This window comes from Streptomyces sp. NPDC050560 (assembly GCF_044457285.1).
Lineage (GTDB): Bacteria > Actinomycetota > Actinomycetes > Streptomycetales > Streptomycetaceae > Streptomyces.
The window spans coordinates 70,135-96,137 of sequence record NZ_JBITGT010000022.1 but is presented as its reverse complement, the minus strand read 5'-3'; the positions used below and the strand labels follow the sequence as shown (position 1 = coordinate 96,137).

At 73.2% G+C, this 26,003-nt stretch carries 24 protein-coding genes and 1 tRNA gene; 10 read left to right on the top strand and 15 right to left on the bottom strand.

The features are described 5' to 3' along the window. Positions 1–38: 38 nt before the first annotated feature. The 4 genes from ACIBIW_RS34600 to ACIBIW_RS34585 form a co-directional block, all read right to left on the bottom strand. Positions 39–806 (bottom strand): DUF6227 family protein, encoded by a 768-nt coding sequence (locus ACIBIW_RS34600; RefSeq protein WP_399342157.1) that lies wholly within the window; start codon positions 804–806, stop codon positions 39–41. 307 nt (positions 807–1,113) lie between these two features. Then, the gene (locus ACIBIW_RS34595; RefSeq protein ID WP_399342156.1) at positions 1,114–2,403 is read right to left on the bottom strand and encodes an Ig-like domain-containing protein; all 1,290 of its coding nucleotides are present in this window, start codon (positions 2,401–2,403) and stop codon (positions 1,114–1,116) included. Between the two features lie 210 nt (positions 2,404–2,613). Further along, a complete protein-coding gene (locus ACIBIW_RS34590) occupies positions 2,614–3,426 on the bottom strand; it encodes an endonuclease/exonuclease/phosphatase family protein (RefSeq protein WP_399342152.1) in 813 nt (270 codons plus the stop codon). Positions 3,427–3,507: 81 nt separating this feature from the next. After that, entirely contained in the window at positions 3,508–4,566 is a 1,059-nt protein-coding gene (locus ACIBIW_RS34585) for a P1 family peptidase (protein ID WP_399342151.1), read from the bottom strand. Between the two features lie 107 nt (positions 4,567–4,673). Between ACIBIW_RS34585 and ACIBIW_RS34580 the strand changes: the two genes are divergently transcribed. Then, positions 4,674–4,907, top strand: a complete 234-nt coding sequence (locus tag ACIBIW_RS34580) for a hypothetical protein (RefSeq protein ID WP_399342149.1) — start codon at positions 4,674–4,676, stop codon at positions 4,905–4,907. Between the two features lie 67 nt (positions 4,908–4,974). Here ACIBIW_RS34580 and ACIBIW_RS34575 read toward each other — a convergent pair whose 3' ends face one another. The 6 genes from ACIBIW_RS34575 to ACIBIW_RS34550 form a co-directional block, all read right to left on the bottom strand. Continuing rightward, entirely contained in the window at positions 4,975–5,436 is a 462-nt protein-coding gene (locus tag ACIBIW_RS34575; RefSeq protein WP_399342148.1) for an MscL family protein, read from the bottom strand. A 186-nt stretch (positions 5,437–5,622) separates the two neighbouring features. Continuing rightward, entirely contained in the window at positions 5,623–6,315 is a 693-nt protein-coding gene (locus tag ACIBIW_RS34570) for a hypothetical protein (RefSeq protein WP_399342146.1), read from the bottom strand. 199 nt (positions 6,316–6,514) lie between these two features. Then, complete coding sequence (locus ACIBIW_RS34565) at positions 6,515–7,375, bottom strand: S-methyl-5'-thioadenosine phosphorylase (protein ID WP_399342144.1); 861 nt, start codon at positions 7,373–7,375, stop codon at positions 6,515–6,517. A gap of 102 nt (positions 7,376–7,477) precedes the next feature. Next, positions 7,478–7,858, bottom strand: a complete 381-nt coding sequence (locus ACIBIW_RS34560; RefSeq protein WP_399342142.1) for an FmdB family zinc ribbon protein — start codon at positions 7,856–7,858, stop codon at positions 7,478–7,480. 67 nt (positions 7,859–7,925) lie between these two features. Beyond that, on the bottom strand, positions 7,926–9,296 hold the full coding sequence (locus ACIBIW_RS34555) for an MFS transporter (RefSeq protein WP_399342140.1): 1,371 nt from the start codon (positions 9,294–9,296) through the stop codon (positions 7,926–7,928). Positions 9,297–9,639: 343 nt separating this feature from the next. Next, positions 9,640–11,355 (bottom strand): potassium/proton antiporter, encoded by a 1,716-nt coding sequence (locus ACIBIW_RS34550; RefSeq protein WP_399342183.1) that lies wholly within the window; start codon positions 11,353–11,355, stop codon positions 9,640–9,642. A gap of 453 nt (positions 11,356–11,808) precedes the next feature. Here ACIBIW_RS34550 and ACIBIW_RS34545 point away from each other — a divergent pair, with 453 nt between their 5' ends. Next, complete coding sequence (locus tag ACIBIW_RS34545) at positions 11,809–14,577, top strand: penicillin acylase family protein (protein ID WP_399342138.1); 2,769 nt, start codon at positions 11,809–11,811, stop codon at positions 14,575–14,577. Between the two features lie 139 nt (positions 14,578–14,716). Here ACIBIW_RS34545 and ACIBIW_RS34540 read toward each other — a convergent pair whose 3' ends face one another. Then, positions 14,717–15,328 carry a 5-formyltetrahydrofolate cyclo-ligase gene (locus tag ACIBIW_RS34540; protein ID WP_399342137.1) on the bottom strand — a complete coding sequence of 204 codons (612 nt, stop codon included), beginning with the start codon at positions 15,326–15,328 and terminating at the stop codon, positions 14,717–14,719. A 90-nt stretch (positions 15,329–15,418) separates the two neighbouring features. Between ACIBIW_RS34540 and galU the strand changes: the two genes are divergently transcribed. The 7 genes from galU to ACIBIW_RS34505 all read left to right on the top strand — a co-directional run bounded on the left by galU (position 15,419) and on the right by ACIBIW_RS34505 (position 21,221). Then, positions 15,419–16,324 carry a UTP--glucose-1-phosphate uridylyltransferase GalU gene (gene galU / locus ACIBIW_RS34535; RefSeq protein ID WP_399342134.1) on the top strand — a complete coding sequence of 302 codons (906 nt, stop codon included), beginning with the start codon at positions 15,419–15,421 and terminating at the stop codon, positions 16,322–16,324. Between the two features lie 3 nt (positions 16,325–16,327). Beyond that, positions 16,328–17,668 (top strand): gephyrin-like molybdotransferase Glp, encoded by a 1,341-nt coding sequence (gene glp, locus ACIBIW_RS34530; RefSeq protein WP_399342132.1) that lies wholly within the window; start codon positions 16,328–16,330, stop codon positions 17,666–17,668. An 80-nt stretch (positions 17,669–17,748) separates the two neighbouring features. After that, the gene (gene moaC, locus ACIBIW_RS34525) at positions 17,749–18,306 is read left to right on the top strand and encodes a cyclic pyranopterin monophosphate synthase MoaC (RefSeq protein WP_399342131.1); all 558 of its coding nucleotides are present in this window, start codon (positions 17,749–17,751) and stop codon (positions 18,304–18,306) included. After that, positions 18,303–18,821 (top strand): molybdenum cofactor biosynthesis protein B, encoded by a 519-nt coding sequence (locus ACIBIW_RS34520; RefSeq protein WP_399342129.1) that lies wholly within the window; start codon positions 18,303–18,305, stop codon positions 18,819–18,821. Before moaC ends, ACIBIW_RS34520 begins: the two co-directional genes overlap by 4 nt. 5 nt (positions 18,822–18,826) lie before the next feature. Then, positions 18,827–19,453, top strand: a complete 627-nt coding sequence (locus ACIBIW_RS34515) for a GNAT family N-acetyltransferase (RefSeq protein ID WP_399342127.1) — start codon at positions 18,827–18,829, stop codon at positions 19,451–19,453. Positions 19,454–19,731: 278 nt separating this feature from the next. Then, complete coding sequence (glpR, locus tag ACIBIW_RS34510) at positions 19,732–21,057, top strand: gephyrin-like molybdotransferase receptor GlpR (RefSeq protein WP_399342125.1); 1,326 nt, start codon at positions 19,732–19,734, stop codon at positions 21,055–21,057. Between the two features lie 90 nt (positions 21,058–21,147). Beyond that, positions 21,148–21,221 (top strand) — tRNA-Ala (locus ACIBIW_RS34505). Positions 21,222–21,356: 135 nt separating this feature from the next. On the opposite strand, the gene ACIBIW_RS34500 is transcribed toward ACIBIW_RS34505, so the two are convergent. The 4 genes from ACIBIW_RS34500 to ACIBIW_RS34485 all read right to left on the bottom strand — a co-directional run bounded on the left by ACIBIW_RS34500 (position 21,357) and on the right by ACIBIW_RS34485 (position 24,173). Next, the gene (locus tag ACIBIW_RS34500) at positions 21,357–22,109 is read right to left on the bottom strand and encodes a Fic family protein (protein WP_399342124.1); all 753 of its coding nucleotides are present in this window, start codon (positions 22,107–22,109) and stop codon (positions 21,357–21,359) included. 14 nt (positions 22,110–22,123) lie between these two features. After that, on the bottom strand, positions 22,124–22,792 hold the full coding sequence (locus tag ACIBIW_RS34495) for a hypothetical protein (RefSeq protein ID WP_399342123.1): 669 nt from the start codon (positions 22,790–22,792) through the stop codon (positions 22,124–22,126). 100 nt (positions 22,793–22,892) lie between these two features. Continuing rightward, on the bottom strand, positions 22,893–23,372 hold the full coding sequence (locus ACIBIW_RS34490) for a GNAT family N-acetyltransferase (protein WP_399342121.1): 480 nt from the start codon (positions 23,370–23,372) through the stop codon (positions 22,893–22,895). Positions 23,373–23,435: 63 nt separating this feature from the next. Then, on the bottom strand, positions 23,436–24,173 hold the full coding sequence (locus ACIBIW_RS34485; protein ID WP_399342181.1) for a MerR family transcriptional regulator: 738 nt from the start codon (positions 24,171–24,173) through the stop codon (positions 23,436–23,438). A 302-nt stretch (positions 24,174–24,475) separates the two neighbouring features. Between ACIBIW_RS34485 and ACIBIW_RS34480 the strand changes: the two genes are divergently transcribed. After that, on the top strand, positions 24,476–26,002 hold the full coding sequence (locus tag ACIBIW_RS34480) for a flavin-containing monooxygenase (RefSeq protein ID WP_399342119.1): 1,527 nt from the start codon (positions 24,476–24,478) through the stop codon (positions 26,000–26,002). Position 26,003 lies beyond the last annotated feature (1 nt).

The following is a 26,003-nucleotide window of genomic DNA, read 5'->3' as shown; positions in this document are numbered from 1 at the left end:
ACGGGCGCCCACGCCGGCACGGCGGGGCGCCCGGAGGATCACCGGGAGCGGAATGCCCGTAACTCCATGGCCTGACGGGCCGCGCCCTCGCTCGGATACACCTCGCACATATGCCGCCCGTCGGGCGTCGCCGTGTGCTCGACCTCCCAGAGGCTGACCTCCCGCCCGTCGGGCAGCAGGAACGCGTGCTCGTACAGCGCGTACCCCATCCCGGCCGCACCGCCGGGCACCGGGCGGCCGAACGCCTGCGTGATCTGGTGCGCCGACGCCGTGCGCAGCAGCGCCAGCGTCTCCTCGCCCGGCCGGTCCTCGTTCTCCGCCCGCCGCAACAACCTGCGGGCGTGGTCGGGGGAGTCGTCCGCCAGATAGGTGTGCCGCGGCATCGGCACCGGAGGCAGCCGCACCACCAGCGGCACTTCGAACTCGGGACCGCCGCTCTCGGGCGGCAGCGGCAGCCGGGACGTCGCCGCCCGCAGCAACTCCACGTCCGCGTACAACTCGTACTGCGCGTCACGCACGTCGTTGGCGCACGGCAGCGGCCCGGAGCTGTACGCCAGCTCCCACAGTGTCAGCACCCCGCCGTCCGCAAGCAGCCAGGTGTGCCGGTACGTCTCGCGGTGCATGCCCGAGCTGTGGTGCGCCGAGTGCAGAGCGCCGTCGTACGCCACGGCGCCGTGGAGCTGCTGCCGTATCTCCGCGGGCAGCTCGAACGAGTTGAGTGCGCGGCCGAGCAGGCGAGCGAGAAACTCATCCGGAGTCTCGGGAGACTCGGCCGCTTCGTGCGCTGTCTCGTACGGAACGCTCAAGGTGTACTCCCGGCGTCGCTACATGTCACCTCGTGAGTGCATACCGTAGCCCCTCGGCGGGGCACCGTGTCGCGGAACCACGAAAACGTCCGAGTCCGACGCATAGTTCCCACCATGCTCCCGCGCAAGGACAGTTGGCACATTCCCCTGTCAGATGCCCGCCCCGGCGCCTCCGTGAACGCCCGCGGGGCACGCACCTCGTGCGCACCCCGCGGACAAACCCCCGAGCGGTCCCACCGGCCCCGGCCGAAGCCCCTCCGGCCGCAGTTGGCCGCCCGGGGAAAACGGCCGAATCCGAACCCCGGGCTCAGACCGCGCTCCCCGCCTGCCACTCGCTCCAGGACATGTTCCAGCCGTTGAGCCCGTTGTCGGGCGCGATGGTCTTGTCGGGGGAGTTCTTCACCGTCACCACGTCCCCGACGAGGGAGTTGTCGTAGAACCACTTGGCGATCGTGTCGCCCTGCGCGCCCTGCACGTCCTGGAGCCCCACGCAGCCGTGGCTGGTGCCGGAGTTCCCGAACGGCGGATTGCCTTTCGCGTACCAGTAGTTGCCGTGCACGAACGTCCCGGACGACGACAGCCGCATCGCGTGCGGGACATCCGGGATGTCGTACTCCCCGCCGAACCCGACCGTCTCCCCGTTCATCCGGGTCTGCGTGAACTTCTCCGAGATCACCATCTGCCCGTTGTACGTGGGGTGGTCGGCGCTGCCCGCCGAGATCGGAATGGTCTTGAGGGTCTTGCCGTCTCGCTGCACCGTCATCGTCTCGGTCTTGGCGTCCACCGTGGACACCTGCGAGCGGCCGATGGTGAACGTGACCGTCTTGTCCTGCACCCCGTACAGGTCGTCGGCGCCCTTCACCCCGTCCAGGTCGATCTTCATCGTGACCTTGGACCCGGCCTTCCAGTACTCCTCGGGCCTGAAGTCGAGCCGCTGCCCGCCGAACCAGTGGCCCACCACCTGCTGTCCGCTGCTCGACGACACCGTGATGTGCGACTGCACGGCCTTCTTGTCCGTGATCGCCTTGTCGAAGGTGAACGACACCGGCATGCCCACCCCGACCGTGCTGTCGCCGTCGGGCGTGTAGGTGCCTATGTAACTGTTCGACGTCGAGACCGTCGTGAAGATCGAGTTGGCGGCTGCCGGGCGCCCGTCGCCGTCCTTCGCCCGCGCCGATATGCGGTACTTGGTGCCCCGCTCCAACTGGTCCTTCGGCTTCCACGTCGCCCCGTCCGACGACAGGTCGCCCGCGACGGACTTGCCGCTTGACGCCTCCGTCATCGTGACCTCGGTCAGCTTGCCGTCCTTGACGCTGACGCCGGTCTCGTTGATCGACGCGCCCGTCGACCCGTCCTTCGCGGAGATCGCTATCTGCGCCGTCGACGACTTCCCCGAGTCGGAACCGTCCGATCCCCCCTTGTCGTTGTGGGCCTGCGCGTCGCCGCCGCAGGCCGTCAGGGTGAGTGCGCCCACCGCGAGGGCGGCGCAGGCCAGCAGGACGCGTCGCGACGCGCGCCTGCGGCCCGGCACCGCGAGCCGCTGTGCGGTGCCGTATCGCGTGACCGTTTCCCGACCGGTCGTGTCCTGCGTAGTCACGGGCTGCTCCACGTGTTCGAAGTGTGCGTGAGGTACCGGATGTACCCGATCGCATGACCTAGGTGATCTGCTCCGGTACGGGGTGAGAGTCGCCGCGCGGCGGATTAGTTCCGTCCAGTTGGCTTCCTGGGACGGGATGGTCATGGGAGTGTTACGAAGCGGTGGCCGCGCGGCGCCACGAGAGCGCGGTCCGCGGCGGCGGCGAGCCGGTCAGGCGGCCGGGGGAGCCGGTTCGTAGTCGACCGCCAGCCCGTAGTGGTCGCTGACGGTGTCCCGCCCGAGGTCGAAGACCCGTGAGCACGAGGTCGCGAGCAGTGTGGGCCCCGACGCGGCGCATCGGACCATGACGTGGTCGATGCCGCGAAATGGCCAGTCGGGGTCCCCCTGGTACGGGTTCGACGGCGCGTAGGTCGTCAGCCGCTCGTGGGGGTGGGTCGCCTCCCACGCGCTGCGGTAGCAGACGCTGAAGCCCTCGACGACATGGCGGCCCGTGAGGAACCTGACGCTGTCGGCGTCGGCGTCCGCGTCCAGGTCACCGGCGATGACGACGTGCCCGGGCGAGGCCGCCACAAGGTCCTCCAGCCTGCGCGCCACCGCCGCCGCCTGGAGGACCCGTTCGGGCTCGTGGTCGAGCTGGTAGTCCGGAAAGTGGTTCGCGACCCAGACCCGGCCGAGCGGCCGCGGGGCGAGGACTTCGGTGACCAGACAGGTGCAGGCGAAGTCGCCGGTGCGGTCCGTGAGGTTCAGGTCGATTTCGAGGACCCGCCCGAAAGGCCACCGGGAAGCGGTGGTGATCCCCTGCCCGTCGGGTGCGCCGGGCCGCCCCGACTCGCGCTCCTGCTGCTCGGCGAGGTGGAAGCCGTCGCCCAGCAGCCGGCGCGCCTGGTCGGCGCCGGGCGTACGCACCGTCTCCTGGAGGGTCACGATATCCGGCGCGAGCCCCCCGACACGGTCACGGAACCGGGACTCCCGCTCCTCCCACCGACCACGCGTGCCCCAGGTGTTCAGCGTCAGGAATCTCATCCGCCCAGGGTGCCCCGCCCCGCCGTACCGCCCCCGCTCCGTATCCATGCCGCGCCCCTTCTCGCGCTCGCCGACGCCCCCTCACTCCGTGCCGTACAGCTCGCTGTACGAGAAGATCGTCCCGCGGGGGGTCTCGGCGGACTCCGCGGCGCGGAGGGCGTGGACGATCGCGCGTGTCACCTGCTCGGCACCGGCCGCCAGGATGTCGTTCGGCGCCAGCGGGTCGTCCCCCGGCGGGCGTTCACCCGTGGCGAGCGCGAAGACGGTGTCGCCGTCGCCCAGCAGGTGCACCGGGTGGATCGCCCGGGCGATGCCGTCGTGCGCCGTGCCCGCCAGCTTCTGGGCCTGCGCCCTGGTGAGGTCCGCGTCCGTGGCCACCACGGCGAGCGTGGTGTTCAGCGCGGGCCGCTCAAGCTCGGCCGACGCCTCCGCCATGCGCCGCAGCGCGTTCTGGTGGATGACATGGTCGGGGTACATCACACGCCCCGAGTAGAACTCCCCGTACAGCGCCCCCGTCAGCGGATCGAGCGCCGAACCGGAGGCGTTGACGACCACGAGCGCGGCGACGGTGATCCCGGACGGCAGCAGGATGCTCGCGGTGCCGACGCCGCCCTTGAGGAGGCCGGCGACGGCGCCCGTGCCCGCTCCGACGCTGCCCACCGGGACCCGGGCGCCGGGCGCGGCAGCCGCGGCGGCCTCGACGGCCCCGCGTCCGGTGGCCGCGGTGGGCCTGGCGCGGAAGTCGCCGCCGCGGCCCAGGTCGAAGACGCACGCGGCCGGGACGACCGGCACCACGTGACCGCGCTCCGGCCCGACCCGCACACCCCTGCCCTGCTCCTCAAGCCACGCCATCACACCCGACGCCGCGTCGAGCCCGTATGCGCTGCCGCCGGTGAGCACCACGGCGTCGATGCGCTGGACCACGTTGCGCGGGTCGAGGGCGTCGGTCTCCTTGGTGCCGGGGCCACCGCCCCGCACGTCGACGGCCGCCACCATGCCGCCCTCGGGGGCCAGGACGACCGTGGTCCCCGTCAGCCGCCCGTTCCCCGTGAGGGTGGCGTGGCCCACGCGCAGGGAGGCCACGTCCGTGAGGCCATCGGTCCGGGGGAGGTGCCCGTGGTGGCCGCCGTTGTCTGTCATGCGGCATAGCTACCACGCCGCCGCGGCAGGTCCACCGCCCCCGACCCGTGTCGCCGGCCGTCTCACGGGCCGGGCTCCCGGCGCGGCCGCGGACGTACGCTGTAGCCATGAGTGAAGCCCCGGAGGAAACGCCGCGCCGTGAGCCCGTGACGGCGGGGGCCGAGACGCCCACGGAGGGGCCGTCCGGCACCGCTCCGAGGGACGCCATCGTCTTCGACGACCCGCTGACACGGCGCTCGTCCGACGACACGGACCACGGCTGGGGCGAGCGGTCGGCGAGCGGTGACGCGGCCGCCGACCTCGCACGGTTCCTCGACGAGAAGCCGCCGCACCACCTCTGAACCACCCCGGGCGCACGCCGCGGCCCGAGCACACGCCGCGGCGCACCGGGCGCCCCCGCCGGATCGGTCAGATTCCCCCGCCGGTCTCCCCCGCGGTCCCCCCGCCGGGCCCCCCTTCGGCCGCGCGCCGCTCCGACAGCAGGTCGCGGATCTCCTTCAGCACCTCCAGCTCGGAGACCTCCAGGACCTCCTGGGTGCCCTCCCGCTCCCGCCGCCTGGCGGCGACCCTGGCCAGGTACTTGGACATGGGCAGCACCATCAGGAAGTACACGACGGCCGCGGTGATCAGGAAGCTGAGGGTGGCGCTGAGCACCGTTCCCCACATGATCGGGACGCCCTCGGTGACGGTCCCCGTCTTGTCGTCGAAGACGCAGGGGCCTTTCAGACAGGACTTGTAGTGGTCCAGGTCCTTTGTGCCGAAGGCGCCGACGAGCGGGTTGATGACGCCCTGCACCACCGCGTTGACGATGTTGGTGAAGGCGGCGCCGATCACGACCGCGACGGCCAGATCGACGACGTTCCCACGCATCAGAAAGCTTTTGAAGCCTTCCCAAACGCCCGGCTCGTTGTTCTCGCTCACCGATAGACCTTTCGTCACATGGGCTGCTTAAGGAGTAACCAGTTCCGCAACCTACGTCAGCGATCGGCCATCCTGTCCATTTTCGTCCCTCGAATGTGGGACTTGACACGTGCACCACACGGATACCCACGCTGGTCAGCACAGGGTCACCGCCAACTGCGAGGTCGCACCGGCTCCGGCGAGACGCGCGGCCGTCGCCCGCGGCACGGAGAGGACGACGAGCGTTCCGCGCTCCGCCTCGGTCTCTGCCCCGGTCCCCGTGAGGTCGGCGCCGCCGACACCCCCGGCATCTCCCCTGTCGTCGCTGTCGTCGGTGCCCTCGGCGGGCTCTGTGGTGTCCGTCCCCTCCGCGGGAGCCGCGGGGCTCCCGGCGGACGGCACCTCGACCACCCGCGCGCCGCCGGCCACGACGCGGGGCTCCGCACCGCCGCCCGTGCCGTCGGCGGCGATCACGTCCACGCGGTCCCCGGGGCGCAGCATCCGCGCCGTGGCCCCGTCCGCGATCCGTACCGGGGCCCGTACGGGTCCTGCCGCCGGGGGCGGTGCGTGCGGGGCGTCGCGGGCGGGGGCCCCGGCGCCCGCGCCCGCGTCGGCCGAGGCCGTCGCCGCGATCAGGGCCGCCGCCGACATGGCGAGGCCCGCGGCGAGGGCCCGCCCGCGGTGGCGCCGCACCCGGCACAGCGCCCGGTGCTGGGCGCCGCGCGCCCGGACCCGTACGGGGGAGAAGGGCGGGACGGGGCGGCGCGGCGGGGTGTCGCCGTGCGGCAAGGGCCGCGAGGCCGGGTGGGGGAGGGGAGAAGCCGAGGTGGGAGTGGGAAACGTGGACATGCGAGATCACCGCCTGCAAGGGGGTTGGACCGGCTTGGGCTCCCACCTTGCGCCCTCGCGACGGATCTCGCCGGGGCCTGTGGACAGGCCGGAGACTGTGGATAACTCCGCCACTCGAAGGTGGCGTTCCGCCCCCGCGACCCGGGTTCCGGCGGCCCCGGTTCCGCCGAATCCGCCCCGGCGCTCCCGGCCCACGTCCTCAGGGCAGCTTGATCCCCGGGGCCATTCCGTTCAGGGCGGTCGTGCAGAGGCAGTCGCGGTCCTCGGTGGCGGGGAGGGCGGCGATGGCGTCGAAGAGCACGGGGCGCAGCCGGTCGATGTTCGCCGCGAAGACCTGGAGGACGTCCTCGTGGGAGACGCCCTCCCCGGCCTCGGCCCCGGCGTCGAGGTCGGTGACCAGGGTGAGGGAGGTGTAGCAGAGTTCCAGCTCACGGGCGAGTGCCGCCTCGGGGTGGCCGGTCATGCCCACGACGGACCAGCCCTGGGCGGCGTGCCAGCGCGACTCGGCGCGGGTGGAGAAGCGGGGACCCTCGACGACGACGAGCGTGCCGCCGTCGACGGCCTCCCAGTCGCGTCCGCGCGCCGCAGAGAGCGCGATCGCGCGCCCTGCCGGGCAGTACGGGTCCGCGAGGGAGACATGGACGACGTTGGGCACGGAGCCGTCGGCCAGCGGCTCGCCGTCGAAGTAGGAGGCGGCGCGGGACTTGGTGCGGTCCACGAGCTGGTCGGGCACCAGCAGCGTGCCGGGGCCGTAGTCGGGGCGCAGGCCGCCCACGGCGCAGGGGCCGAGGACCTGGCGGACCCCGACGGAGCGCAGCGCCCACAAGTTCGCGCGGTAGTTGATGCGGTGCGGCGGCAGATGGTGGCCGCGGCCGTGCCGGGGGAGGAAGGCCACCCGGCGGCCCCCGACGTCGCCGAGGAAGAGCGAGTCGCTCGGCGGTCCGTAGGGGGTGTCGACCCGGAGTTCGGTGACGTCGTCGAGGAAGGAGTAGAAGCCCGAGCCGCCGATGACGCCGATCTCGGCCTGTGCCGTGTCCGTCGTGTGCGCCTTGTTCGCCATGGCCGCACAGTATCCGGCGGTCCTGGTGGCCGGACCGCGCCCGGGGTGACGGGGTCCTTACGGTCCGGCCGGTGGACCGGCGCCCAGGCGCGCGTACGCGTGTCAGGCCGCGGAGGAGCCCGCGGTGCCGGTGGAGGAGCCGGACGACGACGATGAAGACGATGACGACGAAGAAGAAGACGACTTCGACGACGAGTCGGACTTCCCCGAGGTCCCGGAGGACTTCGTGTCGGACGACGAGGAGGATGAGCCGGAGTCGCCAGAGGAGCCGGACGACTTCGCGCCGCCGGAGCCGCCGGACGCCGAACTGCGGCTGTCGTTGCGGTAGAAGCCGGAGCCCTTGAAGACGATGCCGACCGCGGAGAACACCTTCTTGAGGCGTCCGTCGCAGTTGGGGCACACGGTCAGGGCGTCATCGGTGAACTTCTGCACCGCTTCGAGGCCCTCGCCGCACTCGGTGCACTGGTACTGATAGGTCGGCACTTGCTTCCTCCTGGCACTCTTACTCAGTGAGTGCTAACGACGCTCCATAGTGACGCATTCCTTGAATTCAGTCCACCGTCACCGGCTCCTGGTGACCGAGGCCACCCGGAGTGCCGCGTTCCGCACCGGTCGGCGCCAGCCGGGAGCGCAGCGTCAGCAGCACGGCGAGTGCCGCCGCCGTACCGCCGAGCGGCACGAGGAACCCGGCGCCCTCCCAGGCACGGTCTTCGAGCTGCCCCGCGACGGTCACGGCCGCCGCCTGGCCGAAGGCGACGGCGCCGGTCAGCCAGGTGAACGCCTCCGTGCGCACGGCGGGCGCCACCAGCGACTCCACGAGCGTGTAGCCATTCACTATGGCGGGCGCCACACACAGGCCCGTGAGCAGGCCGAGCGCGGCCAGTACCGGCGTCGAACCGGCCGCCCACAGGCACGACGAGACGAGGACGAGGGCGACGTAGCCGGTCAGCAGGCGGCGCCGGGGCGGGAGGCGCCAGGAGACGGCGCCGCACACCAGCCCCGACACCATGTTCCCGGCGGCGAAGACCCCGTAGAGCACCCCGTTGAGCCCGGGCTCGCCGAGGTTGGCGGTGAACGCCGCGAGCGACACCTGCATGCCGCCGAAGACGGCGCCGACGCCGAGGAAGGCCACCACGAGGAGGCGCACCCCGGGCACCCGCCCGGCCGATGTCGGCCCTCCCGCGGACACCCCGGGACCGGTGGACACCGCAGGAACGGACACACGCGCGTGTGCCGTCCGCCGACCCTCCACGCGCGCGTGTCGCTCGACGGGCCCGGTGCCGACGGGCCGTCTCCGCGACGGCGGGGGCTGCGTCCCGCGCCGCGCGGCGAACAGCAGGCCGCCCGCGAGGGTCAGGGCCGCCTCCGCGACCAGACCGGCGGCGGGGGTGACGGAGGTGCACAGGGCGGTCGCGATGAGGGGGCCGAGGACGAAGGTCAGCTCGTCGGTGACCGACTCGAAGGCGGTGGCCGTGGCGAGCAGGGGTGATTCGCCGAGCGTGACGGCCCAGCGGGCGCGCACCATGGGCCCGATCTGCGGTGCGCAGGCGCCGGTGGGCACGGCCGCGGCGAGCAGCGCCCACAGCGGGGCGTGCGCGAGGGCGAGCGCGGTGAGGCCGAGCACGGCTGCGGAGTGCGCGACGGCGCTCGGCACCAGCACCGCGCGCTGTCCGAACCGGTCGGTGAGCCGCCCCCCGACCGGCGCGAACAGCGCCATGGCGGCGCCGCCGACCGCGGACACCGCGCCCGCGGCGCCGTAGGAGCCGGTGGTGTGCCGCACCAGCAGCACCGTCGACAGGGTGACCATGGCGAACGGGAGGCGTGCGGCGAAGCCGGGGAGCAGGAACGTCCAGGCGCCGGGTGTGCGCAGCAGCGCACCGTAGCCGGGGCGGGGGAGCGTGGGAGTGACCGTGGGCGCCACGGTCCGCGCCTTTCTGCCGCCTGGTGGCGCGGTGGACCGCGGCCGAGAGCTGTCCTCGTGCGCAAAGACTGCGGTTGATACCGGCCGTCCCGCCAGGACGCCGCGGCCGCCATACGGTCGCGCCAGCTCTGCGTCAGGCAGAGTCGGTGAGCAGATACGGCGTCATCGTACAGGCGCACGGCACACGCGCGCGTGCCTGGTCAGGGGGCTGCGGCGGGCGGCACACGAGGCGCGGGAAGCGGCGCGCGGGGCGGCCGCGCGCGGGCGCGCGAGGCGCCCCCCGCCACCCCACGGCCTCCCCGCTCACGCCCCTCCCGCTCACGGCCCGCTCACCGCCTCCCGCTCACGGCCTCCTGCCCCCCGTGCCGCCCACTCCGCCGGTGCCGCCCGCGCTGCGGCCACCGCCGACTCCCGGGGACCGTCCCCCGCTGCCGCCTCCGGACCGTCCCCCGGTGCCTCCCGTGCTCCTGCCTCCCGCGCCCCCCGTGCCCGTGGGGCCCGGGGCGCCGTCGGGGCGCTGGGTGCCGCGCTGGCGCGGGCCGCGGCGGCCGGTGGCGCCCGGGCCGCCGCGCCGCCCGTCCTCGGTCAGCCAGCCCGCGAGCTTGCCGCCCTGCGCGACGGCCCGCAGCCGGCGCTCCGCCGCGTCGCGCACCGGGTCGGTGGCGACGACGAGGAGTTCGTCGCCGCGCCGCAGCAGCGTCGAGGGCAGCGGTACGAACGAGTCGCCGTCGCGCACGACGAGGGTGACCGCGGAGCCCGTGGGCAGCCGCAGTTCGCTGATGGAGACGCCGTTGAGGCGGGAGCCCTCGGGCACGGACACCGACAGCAGATGGCCGCGCAGCCGTTCCAGCGGGGCCGACTCGATGCCGAGGTCGGCCGCCCCGTCGGGGCCGCCGAGGCTCAGCTTCCTGGCGACCCAGGGCAGCGTCGGCCCCTGGATGAGCGTGTACACGACCACCAGGACGAACACTATGTTGAAGATCCGGCGGCTGTTGTCGACGCCGTTCACCATCGGGATGGTGGCCAGGATGATGGGCACGGCGCCGCGCAGCCCCGCCCACGACAGCAGCGCCATGTCGGGCCAGGGCGTACGGAAGGGCATGAGGCCCATGAGGACCCCGGCGGGCCGTGCCACCACCGTCAGCACGAGCCCGATGACGAGCGCGGGCAGGATGTCGCGGCCCAGTTCGTGCGGCGTCACCAGCAGCCCGAGCAGCACGAACATGCCGATCTGCGCGAGCCAGCCGAGCCCTTCGGCGAAGCCGCGCGTCGCGGGCCAGTGCGGCAGCTTGGCGTTGCCGAGCAGCATCGCCGCCAGGTACACGGCGAGGAAGCCGCTGCCGTGCGCGAGGGAGCCCGCGGCGTAGGCGGTCACCGCGATCGCCATGACGGCGATCGGATAGAGGCCGGAGGCGGGCAGCGCGACGTGCCGCATCCCGTAGGCGCCCAGCCAGCCGATCGCGAGGCCGATCGCGGCCCCGGTGACCAGTTCGAGGGCGATCTCGCCGACGAGCCCGTACCAGTGCTCGACGGGGCCCGCGGTGGAGAACGCCACGACCAGGATGACGACGGGGGCGTCGTTGAAGCCGGACTCGGCCTCCAGGACACCGGTGATCCGCGCGGGCAGCGGCACCCTGCGCAGCACCGAGAACACCGCGGCGGCGTCCGTGGAGGAGACCACCGCGCCGATGATGAACGACTGCCGCCATTCGAGCCCGACCAGATAGTGCGCCCCGGCCGCGGTGACCCCCACGCTGACCGCGACTCCCACCACGGCGAGGGCCACGGCGGACGGCAGGACCGGCTTGATCTCCTTCCACTTGGTGCCGAGCCCGCCCTCGGCGAGGATCACCACCAGTGCGGCGTAGCCGATGACCTGGGTCAGTTCGGCGTTGTCGAAGGCGACCCCGATGCCGTCCTGGCCCATCGCGATGCCGATCCCCAGGTACACGAGCAGGCTGGGCAGCCCGCTGCGCGAGGAGATCCGTACCGCCGCGACGGCGACGAGCAGGACGAGCGAGCACAGGAGCAGAAGCTGGTTGAGGTGGTGGACAGTCAGGGGCCGTTCCTTTCCCTTCGGGCCGCCGCCGGGCACGCGCGCGTGGAGGCGCGCGGTGCGCGGATCTCGGCCGGTGCGGGCCGTTCCGGTCTACATACTTCGTTACCTTACCTAATCGTTAACGCTTTCTTGACGCGTTTCCCGGGTTTGACCGACGGAGATACGGCACCGGGGACCCCGCGGGACGCGTCCCAGGGGACGGGGGAGCGGCCGTGGGACGCGTGGCGTGGGACGGGACCGGTGCGGGCACGCGCGCGTGGGAGCACGTCCGCGGGGCGGGCAGCGGGGTCTGGGTTGGCCGGAGTTGACCGGTCGTCGGCGGCCCCTTGCCCCCTCCCGGGGCCGGAACCATGGCCGCGTCAGGGGCAGTCGGCGGCTGCGCCTATGGTTGCTCCAGCGCTCCACCGACCGCTTCCACCGCCCGGCCGCCCGCGAAGGACTGCAAGGACAGCGATGCCCTCGAATACCACCGCATCTTCCGGTCAGACGTCCGGCACGTCCGGTCGCAGGAAGGGGCGCCGCGGGCGTCTCATCGTGATCGTCCTGGTTCTGGCGATCATCGCGGGTGTGGGGTACGGGGCGTACTGGAGCGTGAGCACGGTGCGGGCGTCGTTCCCGCAGACCAAGGGCTCCTTGCAGCTCAAGGGCCTGTCCGGGCCCGTCGACGTCAAGCGGGACGCGCACGGCATCCCGCAGGTCTACGCGTCCTCCGACGAGGACCTGTTCATGGCGCAGGGCTACGTGCAGGCGCAGGACAGGTTCTGGGAGATGGACGTGCGCCGCCACACCACGGCGGGCCGGCTCTCCGAGATGTTCGGCAAGAAGGAAGTGGGCACCGACGAGTACCTGCGCACCCTCGGCTGGCGCCGGGTGGCGCAGCAGGAGTACGACCACAAGCTGTCGGCGACGACGAAGAAGTACCTGGTCGCGTACGCGAAGGGGGTCAACGCCTACCTCGCGGGCAAGGACGGCGCCGACATCTCCCTGGAGTACGCGGCGCTGGGCTTCACCAACGACTACAAGCCGCAGGAGTGGACCCCGGTGGACTCCGTCTCCTGGCTCAAGGCGATGGCGTGGGACCTGCGCGGCAACATGCAGGAGGAGATCGACCGCTCCCTGATGACGAGCAGGCTCTCGCCGCAGCAGATCAGGGACCTGTACCCGGACTACCCGTACGACCTGCACAAGCCCATCGTCAGGGACGGCGCGTACGACGAGGGCACCGACACGTTCGAGGGCGGTGACGACTCGGACTCGGGCACGTCGGGGACCAGCACGGCCGCGGGCACCGGGCTCGCGGGCGACACGGCCACCCCGTCCGGGTTCGAGAGCCAGCTCGCGGGCGTCGCCCAGATGCTCGACAAGGTGCCCTCGGTGCTCGGCCCCAGCGGCAGCGGCATCGGCTCCAACTCGTGGGTGGTCGCGGGCAGCCACACCATCAGCGGCAAACCCCTGCTCGCCAACGACCCGCACCTCGCGCCCGAGCTGCCGTCCATCTGGTACCAGATGGGCCTGCACTGCCGCAGCGTCTCGGACAAGTGCCAGTACAACGTGACCGGCTACACGTTCTCCGGGATGCCGGGCGTCGTCATCGGGCACAACGACGACATCGCCTGGGGCATGACGAACCTGGGCGCCGACGTCACCGACCTCTACCTGGAGAAGCTCACCAGCGAGGGCTACCAGTACGGCGACAAGGTGCTGCCGTTCAAGACCCGCCAGGAGGTCATCAAGGTCGCGGGCGGCAAGTCCAAGACGATCACCGTGCGGGAGACCAACAACGGGCCCCTGCTGTCGGACCGCAGCGACGAACTCGTCACCGTCGGCAAGAAGGCGGGCGTGGACGCCGCGGCGCCGGACCGCGGCGACGGCTACGGCGTCGCGCTGCGCTGGACCGCGCTCGAACCCGGCAACACCATGGACGCCGTCTTCGAACTCGACAAGGCCCGCGACTGGGACCAGTTCAGGGACGCCGCGAGCGACTTCGAGGTGCCCTCGCAGAACCTGGTCTACGCCGACACCAAGAACAACATCGGCTACCAGGCCCCCGGCAAAATCCCGGTGCGCGCCGGCGACTACGACGGCTCGCTGCCCGCCCCGGGCTGGGACCCCGACTACCGCTGGACCGGCCAGTACATCCCGCAGAAGGCGATGCCGTACGAGTACAACCCCGAGCGCGGCTACATCGTCACCGCCAACCAGGCCGTCGTCGACCCGGACGACTACCCGTACACGCTGACCACGGACTGGGGCTACGGCACCCGAAGCCAGCGCATCGAGGACATGATCAGGGCCAAGACCAAGAACGGCGGGAAGATCTCGCCGGACGACATGCGCCAGATGCAGATGGACAACAGCAGCGAGATCGCGAAGCTGATCACCCCGCTGCTGCTGAAGATCGACGTGCCCGACAAGTACGTGCGCGAGGGCCAGCAGCTCCTGGAGGGCTGGGACTACACCCAGAACCCGGACTCGGCCGCCGCCGCCTACTTCAACGCGGTCTGGCGCAACATCCTCAAGCTGGCCTTCGGCAACAAGCTGCCCAAGGAACTGCGGGTCAAGGGGCAGTGCCTGAACGTGGAGCCGGCCGGGAACACCAAACCCGCCGACGAGGTCGACCTGGTGCGCGAGTGCGGCCAGCGCGACGCCGACTCGGCGCAGCCGGACGGCGGCGACCGCTGGTTCGAGGTCATCCGCAAGATCATCGACGACCAGGACAACGACTGGTGGCACACGCCCAAGACGCGTACCGACAAGGCCGTCACCACCCGCGACGGGCTCTTCGAGCGCGCCATGGAGGACGCCCGCTGGGAGCTGACCGCCAAGCTCGGCAAGGACATCGACACCTGGAGCTGGGGTCGGCTGCACCGGCTCATGCTGAAGAACCAGACCCTCGGCACCGAGGGCCCCGGCTTCCTCCAGTACCTGCTCAACCGCGGCCCCTGGAACCTGGGCGGCGGCGAGGCGGCCGTCGACGCGACCGGCTGGAACGCCGCGGGCGGCTACAGCGTCAACTGGGTGCCGTCGATGCGGATGGTCGTCAACCTCGACGACCTGGACAAGTCCCGGTGGATCAACCTCACAGGAGCCTCGGGCCACGCCTACAGCTCCCACTACACCGACCAGACGGAGAAGTGGCTCAAGGGCGACCTGCTCGACTGGCCGTTCTCCGAGAAGGCCGTCGACGCCGCCACCGAGGACACCCTGGTGCTACGGCCCTGACGACCGCCCCGGCGGCGGCCCTGAGGACAGCCCCGGTGGCCGGTACGCGCGCGTGAGCGCCCCGGGCGGCCGTACGCGCGCGTGCCGCCGCCCCGGGGCCGACGGCGACGGGGGCGCGGGAGCGTTCGGCCCGCGCCCCTCAGAAGCGCCGCACCCCCTCCGGCGTCACCACCGCCTGCACCGGCCGGTCGTGCGGCGCGGCCGGCACCCGCTCCACCACCTCGGCCGCGTAGAGCAGCACCACCAGATCCGGTGCCGCCCCCGCCCGTTCGAGCCGCGCCAGCACCCGGTCGTACGAGCCGCCGCCGCGGCCCAGGCGGATGCCCCGGCCGTCCACCGCGAGACCGGGCAGCAGCACCGCCCGCGCCCCCAGCACCGCGTCGGCGCCGAGCCGCGCGCCCGCCGGTTCGAGCAGTTCGAGGCGGCCCGCGCGGGGCACAGGATGCAGCGACCCCGGGCCGTCGTAGAGCCCCCAGTCCAGGTCGTTGTCGGGCAGCAGCACCGGCAGCAGGACGCGGGTGCCGCGCGCGTGGAGCGCGTCGAGCAGGTCCCCCGTCGACGGCTCCGTGCCCACCGACACATACGCCGCCACCGTGGCCGCCCCGGCCAGCGCGGGCAGCCCGAGCGCGTGCCCCGCAAGCGCCGCGCCCGCGGCCCGTACGTCATCCTCCGTCAACCCCGACCTCGCCCTGAGGACGCCCGCGCGCAAACTCCGCTTGTCAGGATCGGCCCCGCCGCTGCCGTGCCCCATGCTCCGTAAAACCTCCTATTAACGGGTTATGAACACCCGCCTGTGGAAAACCTCGCAACTCGCACATAAGCACCGGATAGGGTGACCGGCATGATTGAGCCGCACCTCCCCAGGATCACCAAGGCCGTCATTCCCGCGGCCGGTCTCGGTACCCGCTTCCTGCCCGCCACCAAGGCGACCCCCAAGGAGATGCTCCCGGTCGTCGACAAGCCGGCCATCCAGTACGTCGTCGAGGAGGCCGTCGCCGCGGGACTCGACGACGTCCTCATGGTGACGGGGCGCAACAAACGCCCCCTGGAGGACCACTTCGACCGCAACTACGAGCTGGAGGAGGCCCTTTCCAAGAAGGGCGACAGGTCGCGGCTCGCCCGCGTCCAGGAGTCCAGCGACCTGGCCACCATGCACTACGTGCGCCAGGGCGACCCCAGGGGCCTCGGGCACGCGGTGCTCTGCGCCGCCCCGCATGTCGGCCGCGAGCCGTTCGCCGTCCTCCTCGGCGATGACCTGATCGACCCGCGTGACCCCCTGCTCGCGCGCATGATCGCCGTCAGTGAGCGGCACGGCGGCAGCGTCGTCGCCCTCATGGAGGTCGCCCCCGAGCAGGTCCACCTGTACGGCTGCGCCGCCGTCGAGCCGACGGGCGACGCGGACGTGGTGCGGGTGACCGGGCTCGTGGAGAAGCCCGAGCCGTCCGACGCCCCCAGCAATCTCGCCGTCATCGGCCGCTATGTACTCGACCCGGGGATCTTCGACATACTGCGCAAGACCGAGCCGGGTCGCGGCGGGGAGATCCAGCTCACCGACGCGCTCCAGCAGCTCGCCGCCGACGAGAAGGTCGGCGGGCCCGTGCACGGCGTCGTGTTCCAGGGCAGGCGCTACGACACCGGAGACCGCGCCGACTACCTCCGCGCCATCGTCAGACTCGCGTGCGAACGTGAAGACCTGGGACCGGACTTCCGCGCCTGGCTTCGCCGTTATGTCACCGAGGAGATGTAGCACGTGAGTAGCACCACCGCCGAAGGGCAGGACCACGTCTGGAGCGTCGACGAGCACCTGGAGGACATCCTCGGCACCGTCAGGCCGCTGGAGCCCATCGAGCTGCACCTGCTCGACGCCCAGGGCTGCGTCCTGGTGGAGGACGTCGCGGTTCCGCTCTCGCTGCCGCCCTTCGACAACAGCTCCATGGACGGATACGCCGTCAGGGCCGCCGATGTCGCGGGCGCGGGCGAGGAGTTCCCCGCGGTCCTCACCGTCGTCGGTGACGTCGCCGCGGGCCAGGCCGAGCAGCCCTCCGTCGGCCCCGGGCAGGCCGTGCGCATCATGACCGGCGCCCCGCTGCCGCCGGGCGCCGAGGCCGTCGTCCCCGTCGAGTGGACCGACGGCGGCCTCGGCGCGGGGCCGGTCGCCGGAATGCGCGCGCACAGCCAGGCCCCGGACGGCGCCGAGGGCGAGGTCCAGGTCTTCAGACCCGCGGCCCCCGGGGCGCACGTGCGCGAGCGCGGCAGCGACGTGCGCTCGGGGGAGCCCGCCCTCGCCGCGGGCACCGTGCTCGAAGCCCCCCAGATCGCCCTGCTCGCCGCCATCGGTCTCCAGTCGGTACACGTGCGCCCGCGCCCGCGCGTCGTCGTCCTCTCCACCGGCAGCGAACTGGTCCAGCCGGGGCAGGCGCTCGGCCACGGCAGGATCTACGACTCCAACAGCTTCGCGCTGACCGCCGCCGCGCGCGGCGCCGGTGCGCTCGCCTTCCGCGTGGGCGCCGTCCCCGACGACCCGGAGACCCTCCGCGCCACCGTCGAGGACCAGCTCGTCCGCGCCGACCTGCTGGTCACCACCGGCGGCGTCAGCGTCGGCGCCTACGACGTCGTCAAGGAGGCCCTGTCCGGCATCGGCCGCTCCGACGGGGTGGGCGAGGGCGAGGGCCCCGAGGGCGGCATCGAGTTCCGCAAGCTGGCCATGCAGCCGGGCAAGCCCCAGGGCTTCGGCACCATCGGCCCCGACCACACCCCCCTGCTCGCCCTCCCCGGCAACCCGGTCTCCTCGTACGTCTCCTTCGAGCTGTTCGTACGGCCCGCGATCCGCACCCTCATGGGCCTGCCCGACGTCCACCGCCCCACCGCGCGGGCCGAGCTGAGGTCCCCCAAGGCGCTGACGTCCCCCGGGGGCAGGCGCCAGTTCCTGCGCGGCACCCACGACCCCGCCACCGGCACCGTCGTACCGGTGGGCGGCGCCGGCTCGCATCTGGTGGCCGCGCTCGCGCACGCCGACGCGCTGATCGTGGTGCCCGAGGACGTCACCTCCGTGGAGCCCGGCACCGAGGTCGAGACGGTCCTGCTCGGCTGACCCGCGCCCGCGCGAGGTACCGTGTCGCCGAAGCGCCCGTGCGCCGCACCACGGGAGCAACGACCGGGAGCGCACTGAAGATGACCGCGACGTTCCGGGGGGACACCCCCGAGCCCCCTCGGCACGACCAGAACGCGGCAGGAGGCCCGCCCGCACCCGCGGGCCTCACCCACATCGACGAGGCGGGCGCCGCCCGCATGGTCGACGTCTCCGCCAAGGACACCACCGCGCGCACCGCCCGCGCGAGCGGCCGCGTGCTGGTCTCGCCCCGGGTGGTCGCACTGCTGCGCGGCGAGGGGCTGCCCAAGGGCGACGCGCTCGCCACCGCCAGGATCGCCGGGATCATGGGCGCCAAGCGGACCCCCGACCTCATCCCGCTCTGCCACCCCCTCGCCGTCACCGGCGTCACCGTCGACCTCACCGTCGACGACGACGCCGTCGGCATCACCGCCACCGTCCGCACCACCGGCCGCACCGGCGTCGAGATGGAGGCGCTGACCGCGGTCTCCGTGGCCGCGCTCACCGTCGTCGACATGGTCAAGGCCGTCGACAAGGGCGCCGTCGTCACCGACGTGCGCGTCGAGGAGAAGAGCGGCGGCAAGTCCGGCACCTGGACGAGGACGGAGACCGGCTCATGACCACTCCAGCCGCGGCCGCCCCCCGCCGCGCCCTGGTCGTGACGGCCTCCAACCGCGCCGCAGCCGGGGTCTACGAGGACCGTGGTGGGCCGCTCATCGCCGGGCGGCTCGCCGAGTGGGGCTTCACCGTCGAGGGGCCGCTGACCGTGCCGGACGGCGACCCGGTGGCCCGCGCCCTGCGCGACGGGGTCGCCGCGGGACACGACGTCATCATCACCACGGGGGGCACGGGCATCTCGCCCACCGACGCCACCCCCGAGGCCACCCGTACCGTCATCGACCACGAGGTCCCCGGCATCGCGGAGGCCATCCGCGCGTACGGGCGGCAGCAGGTCGCGGCGGCCGACCTGTCCCGCGGCCTCGCGGGCGTCGCGGGCCGCACCCTGATCGTCAACCTGCCGGGCTCCACCGGCGGCGTGCGCGACGGCCTCGCCGTGCTTGAGGGGCTTCTCGTGCACGCCGTCGACCAACTGCGCGGCGGCGACCACCCGGCCTCCGGCGGGGGTGCGAGCTGAACAGCATGTCCTGGCCGGTCGAGCTGACGGACGGCAACGTCTCCCTCCGGCCGATAAAACTGCGCGACCAGCGTGCCTGGCGCGAGGTCAACAGGCGCAACAGGGACTGGCTGCGGCCCTGGGAGGCGACCATCCCGCCGTCCCCGCCCAGCGCCCCCGTCACCCAGCGGCCCACATACCGGCAGATGGTCCGTCATCTGCGCGCCGAGGCCCACGCGGGGCGCATGCTGCCGTTCGTCATCGAGTACCAGGGCCGTCTGGTGGGCCAGCTCACCGTCGCCGGCATCACCTGGGGCTCCATGTGCTCGGGCCACGTCGGCTACTGGATCGACCAGGCGGTGGCGGGCCGCGGGGTGATGCCGACGGCCGTCGCGCTCGCCGTCGACCACTGCTTCCGCACCGTCGGGCTGCACCGCATCGAGGTCTGCATTCGCCCCGAGAACGCCCCCAGCCGACGGGTCGTGGAGAAACTCGGATTCCGCGAGGAAGGGCTCCGTCCACGATATCTTCACATTGACGGCGCCTGGCGGGACCATCTGGTCTTCGCCCTCACCGCGGAAGAGGTCCCCGACGGGCTGCTGGCCCGCTGGCGCAGAAGACGCTCGGGAAACACCCCCAGCAACCCGGGCTGACCATCATCTCGTCGACCTGCGCCTGAGCGCCGCGCCCCGGAGGCCGTACGGGCATGGGCGGGACGCCCGCCGCGCCGCGGGGAAGTCCCCGACACCTCGGAAATGAAATAGGTGTTCGAAATAGGGTCCCGTTCGGTCGCTCCCTCGGGGAAATTCGCCCATCTGCCGGTCGATTCTTCGCATCAGTCGCAAGAAACGTTCGAAATATCAGCCGGATCGTGCGACACACCGGGCCAATTGGCGGATGGCCCCATGCAAACCCCTCTACCGTGTGAGGCGTGAGCAGCAGCGGCCTCATCTACGCAGTCATCGTCGGGGCCTGGGCCGCCTATCTCGTGCCGATGTGGCTCCGCAGGCAGGACGAGCTGAACGAGGCCCGTCCGACGGAGCGCTTCAGCACCGCCATCCGGCTTCTGTCCGGACGCGCGGGCATGGAGCGCCGTTACGCCAAGGACCTCAAGAGCCGCGCGGCCGACCCCGACGAGCACGGCGCCCCGGCGCCCGACCCGGACGCCACCGGCTCGGTGGACGTCCGGGCCTTCGCCGCGCCCAGGGGGGACGGCCGGACACCCGGCGGCCCCGCGCGCCGCCCCGAGGTGACCGCGCCCCGCCGCCCCGAGGACGGCCCCACACCGCGGCGCCCCCGCCAGTCCGGCCACGCCGCCCCCGGCGACCACGGCCGCCCCCGGCCGCAGGCCCGCCGCCCCGTCCCCGCCGAGGGCCCCGGCAGGCCCGCCGTCTCCGCGCCCGTCGACCGGCCGGGACCCGCGGCCCGCCCGCGCCGCCCCGTGCGCCCCGGCGCCCAGGAGCGCCAAGGCGCCGCGCGCCGCGCAGCCGAGGCCGCCGCCCGCGCCCAGCGCTCGAAGGTCCTCGCGCGCCGCAGGCGCACCACCGTGATGCTGTTCCTCGCGTTCACGCTCGGGGCGGTCGCCGCGGCCGTCGGGGGCCTCGCGTTCCTGTGGGCGCCCGCCGTGCCCGCCATCCTGCTCAGCGCCTACATCGTCTACCTGCGCGGCCAGGAGCGGCGCAGATTCACGTACACCATGGACCGCCGCAGGGCCGAGGCCGCGGCGCTCCACCTGCGCGAGCGCGAACGCCAGCCGCGCCGCCGCGCCGCCTCCACCGCCCCGGCCGCCGCCGACGACCCGGAGGAGGGCGCGGGACCCGCGCCCTCCGACCCCGGCCTCTCGGCCCTCGCCGCCGGCCGCCGCGCCCTCGTCGAGCAGACCGACCACGCCGAGTGGGTCGACCAGCAGCGCGAGCGCCGCCGCAACCCCGCGGACGGCGAGAGCTGGGACCCCGTCCCCGTCCCGCTGCCGACCTACGTCACCGCGCCCGTCGCCCCCCGCGCCACCGGCGACCTCGACCTCGGCGCCCCCGACACCTGGAGTTCCGCGCGCTCCTCCGCCGCGGGCCCCACGGCGGCGGCCGAGGACCACGCGGACCCCGCGGGGCCGCCGGAGGACGGCGACGCGGCCCCCGGGACCGACGAGCGCAGCGACGCCCGCCGCGCCGCCTCCGCCCGCCGCGCCAGGGAGCGCGGCCACACCCCGCTGTTCGACCAGTACGCCGACGGCGACCGCCCCCGCGCCGCCAACGAGTGACCCCACGGGCGGTGTCCGCCCCTGGTCACACCGCCCCCCAAAGGATTTCCTGGCACCCCCGGCGGGGTGCTAGAGTTTCACCCGTTGCAAGGGCCTGTGGCGCAGTCCGGTAGCGCACCTCGTTCGCATCGAGGGGGCCAGGGGTTCGAATCCCCTCAGGTCCACGCAAGACTGTTCTCGACCTGGTTCAGGGGCAGTTGACAAGACCCCGGTGATCGTGATGATCACCGGGGTCTTTGTCGTGGAAGTGGGACCGGCAGTGCGGGGGCAGAGTCGGCTTCAGCCGATGCTGGTTCAGATCAGTCGTCGGGCCGAGGGACCACCGTCTCGTCGAGCCGCCGCGCGCCCGGTTGTGACGGGGCGTGATGTGGTGGGTCCGAGGCGGTCAGGAGCAGGGCCAGCAGGTGGGAGAGGCCGGCGGCGCCCTCGGGGTCGTCGGCCCAGCGGGTGGTGCGCAGGGCGTGGGCGCGCCCGAGCGGGGCGCCCGCGCGGGCGAGGAGGTACGCCGTGGCCAGGAGGGCGGCGCGGGCGTTGCCGTCGTCGAAGGGGTGGAAGAACAGCACGTCGAGATGGGCCCGCGCGACCCGGGCGGGCAGCGGGAGGCCCGGGGCCGCGCTCTCCGCGAGGCAGCGGTCGAAGAGGGCGGGCGTTTGCGGGGTGAGGCCGTAGCGCTCGCGGCCCCGTTTCGCGAAGGCGGGCAGGCGGCGGAAGCCGGTCTCGTGCCGGTCGAGCACGAGCCGCTGCCACTCGGCCATGAGCGAGAAGCGGAGTTCACGGCCCCGCGCCGCGTCGGCCCGCGCCCGGTCGAGGGCCGCGAGCGCGCGCTCCGCCCCGGCCGGGTCGCGGGCGGTGCGCTCGGCGAGGAGGTCGCGGATGCCGTCCGCGGTCGGCCGGTGGGCGTCAGGGGGCCGGGCGGAGTCGGCGCCTCCGCCCTTCGGCAGCCCCGGGGCGGCGGTCTCGCGGGGCCAGGGCACCAGTGGCCTGATCGCGAGCCAGTCGGCGAGTGCGTCGGGCGGCGCGGCGGCCCCGTCAGGTACGGGCGCCGGGGGCACGGGCGGCGTGGGGATCAGTCCTCGGTGGCCACGGCGCGGGCGAAGCTGGTGCTCGCGGTGTCGACCGCCGCGGCGTCGGGGGCGACCCAGCTCTCGAAGCGGCCGCCGACCGAGTCCCGCACGATGCGCACGGCGCGCTCCTCGTCGATGCCGTGCCGCGCGAGGAACCAGCCGAGTACCTGCATGCAGTGCCCGTACCAGCCGCTCTCCGCCGCGGTGCGGTCGGCCACGACCGTGACGAGACGTGTGCACGCGCGCTCCCAGTACCAGGGGTCGGGGGGCGTGCCCCGCGGCGCCAGGGCGGTGAAGCGCTCGGCAAGCTCGTCGAGCCAGGCCCGCCACTCGCGCAGGCCCGCGACCATCCGCGGCGCGGTGGCCTCCGGGGTGGTGATCGAGTGCGCGGCGCAGCACCAGGCGGTGACGACGCCCCCGTCGTGGTCGCCCTCGCCCTGGGAGTAGTTCCAGCCACAGGCCCACCGGCCGTAGCGCCCCGCGAACAGCTCGGTGACCCGGACGACCGCCCGGTCCCGACGGTCCCGGTCGGCCTTCCTCGCCCCGGGGCCCGGAACCAGCGGGGTGATCTCGGCCACCAGGGCGGCCGCGGCATCGTCGTCAAGCGTGCAGGGGTGGCGTTCCGGATCGACGTCCGCCCACGTCAGATGCGCGGGCCAGAGGTTCGTCATGGGGTCACTCTGCCGGGCGGCGCGGCGGGACTCCAGGGGGTTTCGGGGACAGTCGGCGGTGGCGCCACGGGCGGCGGGGCCGTGCCGCGCCCACCCTGGGTCAGCCGCGCAGCCGCTTGGCGAAGCACCTGCTCAGCGGGGTGCCCCGATAGTGCCCGAAGGGGGTGCACGGCTCGTAACCGGTCGATGTGTACAGGCCGATGGCCTCCGGCTGTCTGATCCCGGTCTCCAGGACCATGCGGACCCGGCCCGCCGCGCGCGCGTCCTCTTCGAGCGCCGCGAGGACGAGGCGCGAGAGGCCCCTGCGGCGGGCCTCGGGGATCACGTACATCCGCTTGATCTCCGCGTCGCCGTCGCAGTAGCCCCACTCGTCGCGCTCCCGCGCGCGCCAGCCGCCCGTGGCCACCGGGGTGCCGTCGTCGTAGCCGACCAGATAGAGCCCCGAGGGGGGCGCGAACATCGTGGGGGCGAGCGGGGTGATGTCGCCCTGGTCGCCGTAGCGCTCGCCGTATTCGAGCTGGACCCGGTCGTTCAGCTTGACGGCGTCGGGGTGGTCGAAGGCGACAGGCTGGATGTTCATACGGAGCATCGTACTTCTATGCAGGGGGCAGGTGGGAGGGGCGGGCGTGCGGTGCGGTGCGGATCACGCCCGGTCCCGGGGGTCGCCGGAGGGTGTCTCGGGCTCCCGCGTGTTCGCGGAGTTCGCGGTGTTGGCGGCGGTGTTGGCGGGGTTCGTCGAGTTCATCGTGCGGTCGAGGGCCAGGGAGAGTTCGGCCTCCACGACGCTCTTCGCCAGGGGGCGCAGCCGTTCCAGGTCGGTGGGGGCCGCGTGGGTCAGGACCAGGTCGACGAAGAGGCGTGCCAGGGCGTCCGTATGCTCCCTGACCACCTTGCCCGCCGCCAGTACCGCCGACAGCGGTACGCCCTCGCCGACGAGCCGTGCCGAGATCTCCACGAGGCGGCGGCTGACGTGGACGAGGCGGTCCCCGTGCTCGCCGTCGATGCCGAGGTAGCCGAGGTCGAGGGCGGCGGCGAAGTCCTCGGCGGAGAACCGGCCGCCGAACATGTCGGCAAGTTCCCCCGCCGAGAGCTGGACCGGGGTCTCCTCTGTGGGCCTGTCGAGGCCGAGCAGGTCGCGGACGTCGCGGCCGTGCTCGAACGCCTCGGACAACTCGGCGATCCCGCTGAGAGTGTGGCCGCGTTCGAGGAGCGCCGTGATCGCGCGCAGCCTGGTCAGGTGCCGGTCGTCGTACCAGGCGATCCTGCCCTCCCGGCGCGGCGGCGGCAGCAGCTTGCGCTCCCGGTAGAAGCGCAGCGTCCGCACCGTGATCCCGGCGAGGTCGGCCAACTCCTCCACGCGGTACTCGCGGCGCCCCGGCATCGGCCCGGCTCCCGGCCCGGCCGCGGGCTCCGTTGCGGGTGCGGGCGCCGGTGCCGCGTCCGGCAGGTCCGCCGGCGGGGCCGGGGGGCCCGGCCGCTCCCGCGTCTCCGGTATGTCATCCACGACATCACCCTAGATCAGGTTGTACGACCGCCTGTGCGAACGTTCCCGGCCGCCCCTCCCACCGGCCCGTACCGCCGGTAACTTTCCTCGGCCGACCCCTACCCAATGTCATACCTCTGCCTTAGGCTCCCATCGTGCCAGTGATTACTGGCATGGTCGCGGCGGTGAGGAGGACGCGAATGGCCACGGGTGAGCGGCGGCAGGTGCGCGTTGCGGTGATCGGGTCAGGCTTCGGCGGGCTCGGCGCCGCCGTCCGGCTGCGCAGGGAGGGCATCACCGACTTCGTCATCCTGGAGCGGGCCGACGCCGTGGGCGGCACCTGGCGGGACAACAGCTATCCGGGCTGCGCCTGCGACGTACCGTCCCATCTGTACTCGTTCTCCTTCGCGCCCAATCCGGACTGGCCGCGCACCTTCTCGGGGCAGGAGCACATCCGCGCGTACCTGGAGCACGTCGCGGACACCTTCGGGCTCCGCCCCCATCTGCGGCTGCGGCACGAGGTGACGCGGCTGCGGTGGGACAACGACGCGCTGCGCTGGGAGATCGAGACGAGCGGGGGCGCGTTCGCCGCCGACGTCGTGGTCTCCGCGTCCGGGCCGCTGTCCGACCCCCGGGTCCCGGACATCCCGGGGCTCGCGGACTTCCCCGGCAAGGTGTTCCACTCCTCGCGCTGGGACCACGGCTACGACCTGCGCGGCAAGCGGGTCGCGGTGGTCGGGACCGGCGCCTCCGCGATCCAGGTCGTGCCGGAGATCCAGCCGGACGTCTCCCGCCTCACGCTCTTCCAGCGCACCCCGCCCTGGGTGCTGCCGCGCACCGACAGGACCATCACGGCGGCCGAGCGCTGGCTGCACCGCTCGCTGCCCGTCACCACCCGGGTCAGGCGCGGGGTGCTGTGGGGCATCAGGGAGCTTCAGGTGCAGGCGTTCACCAAGCACCCGGGGGAGCTGGGGATGGTCGAGCGCCTGGCCCGGGCCAACATGGCGCGTGCCGTGCGCGACCCAGGGCTGCGGGCCGTGCTGACGCCCTCGTACCGCATCGGGTGCAAGCGCATCCTGCTGTCGAACACGTACTATCCGGCGCTCGCCCGGCCGAATGTCGACGTCGTCGGCTCCGCGCTCGCCGAGGTCCGCGGCACCACCCTCGTCGGCGCCGACGGCAGCACGGCGGAGGCCGACGCGATCGTCTTCGGCACCGGGTTCCACGTCACGGACATGCCCATCGCCGAGCGCGCGCTCGGCGCGGACGGGCGCTCGCTCGCCGAGACCTGGCGCGGCGGCATGCGGGCGCTGCGTGGCGCGACCGTGACCGGCTTCCCGAACTTCCTCACCGTGATCGGCCCCAACACGGGCCTGGGCAACTCCTCGATGGTCCTGATGATCGAGTCGCAGCTCAACTACGTCGCCGACTACCTGCGCACCCTCGCCGCCCTCGGCCCGCACACCGCGCTCTCGCCCCGCCCCGCCGCCGTGGCGTCCTGGCACGAGCGGGTGCAGCGGCGCATGCGGCGCACGGTGTGGAACACCGGGGGGTGCACGAGCTGGTACCTCGACGCCCACGGGGTGAACACCACGGTGTGGCCCGGCACCACCACCGAGTTCCGCTCCGCCACCCGGCGCGTCGACCTCGGCGAGTACGACGTGATCAGGCCGGGCGGCATCCCGGGGCAGGGGCGGCGCTCCGAGCGGGCGGAGGCCGGGGCGTGAG

Coding starts and splice junctions, on each gene's coding strand:
- ACIBIW_RS34585 (WP_399342151.1), bottom strand. CDS start 4,566: ATGACAGACAACGGCGGCCACCACGGGCACCTCCCCCGGACCGATGGC.
- ACIBIW_RS34545 (WP_399342138.1), top strand. CDS start 11,809: ATGCCCTCGAATACCACCGCATCTTCCGGTCAGACGTCCGGCACGTCC.
- ACIBIW_RS34570 (WP_399342146.1), bottom strand. CDS start 6,315: ATGTCCACGTTTCCCACTCCCACCTCGGCTTCTCCCCTCCCCCACCCG.
- ACIBIW_RS34520 (WP_399342129.1), top strand. CDS start 18,303: ATGACCACTCCAGCCGCGGCCGCCCCCCGCCGCGCCCTGGTCGTGACG.
- ACIBIW_RS34480 (WP_399342119.1), top strand. CDS start 24,476: ATGGCCACGGGTGAGCGGCGGCAGGTGCGCGTTGCGGTGATCGGGTCA.
- galU (WP_399342134.1), top strand. CDS start 15,419: ATGATTGAGCCGCACCTCCCCAGGATCACCAAGGCCGTCATTCCCGCG.
- ACIBIW_RS34485 (WP_399342181.1), bottom strand. CDS start 24,173: ATGCCGGGGCGCCGCGAGTACCGCGTGGAGGAGTTGGCCGACCTCGCC.
- ACIBIW_RS34495 (WP_399342123.1), bottom strand. CDS start 22,792: ATGACGAACCTCTGGCCCGCGCATCTGACGTGGGCGGACGTCGATCCG.
- ACIBIW_RS34565 (WP_399342144.1), bottom strand. CDS start 7,375: ATGGCGAACAAGGCGCACACGACGGACACGGCACAGGCCGAGATCGGC.
- ACIBIW_RS34575 (WP_399342148.1), bottom strand. CDS start 5,436: ATGCGTGGGAACGTCGTCGATCTGGCCGTCGCGGTCGTGATCGGCGCC.
- ACIBIW_RS34515 (WP_399342127.1), top strand. CDS start 18,827: ATGTCCTGGCCGGTCGAGCTGACGGACGGCAACGTCTCCCTCCGGCCG.
- moaC (WP_399342131.1), top strand. CDS start 17,749: ATGACCGCGACGTTCCGGGGGGACACCCCCGAGCCCCCTCGGCACGAC.
- ACIBIW_RS34590 (WP_399342152.1), bottom strand. CDS start 3,426: ATGAGATTCCTGACGCTGAACACCTGGGGCACGCGTGGTCGGTGGGAG.
- ACIBIW_RS34540 (WP_399342137.1), bottom strand. CDS start 15,328: ATGGGGCACGGCAGCGGCGGGGCCGATCCTGACAAGCGGAGTTTGCGC.
- ACIBIW_RS34490 (WP_399342121.1), bottom strand. CDS start 23,372: ATGAACATCCAGCCTGTCGCCTTCGACCACCCCGACGCCGTCAAGCTG.
- ACIBIW_RS34580 (WP_399342149.1), top strand. CDS start 4,674: ATGAGTGAAGCCCCGGAGGAAACGCCGCGCCGTGAGCCCGTGACGGCG.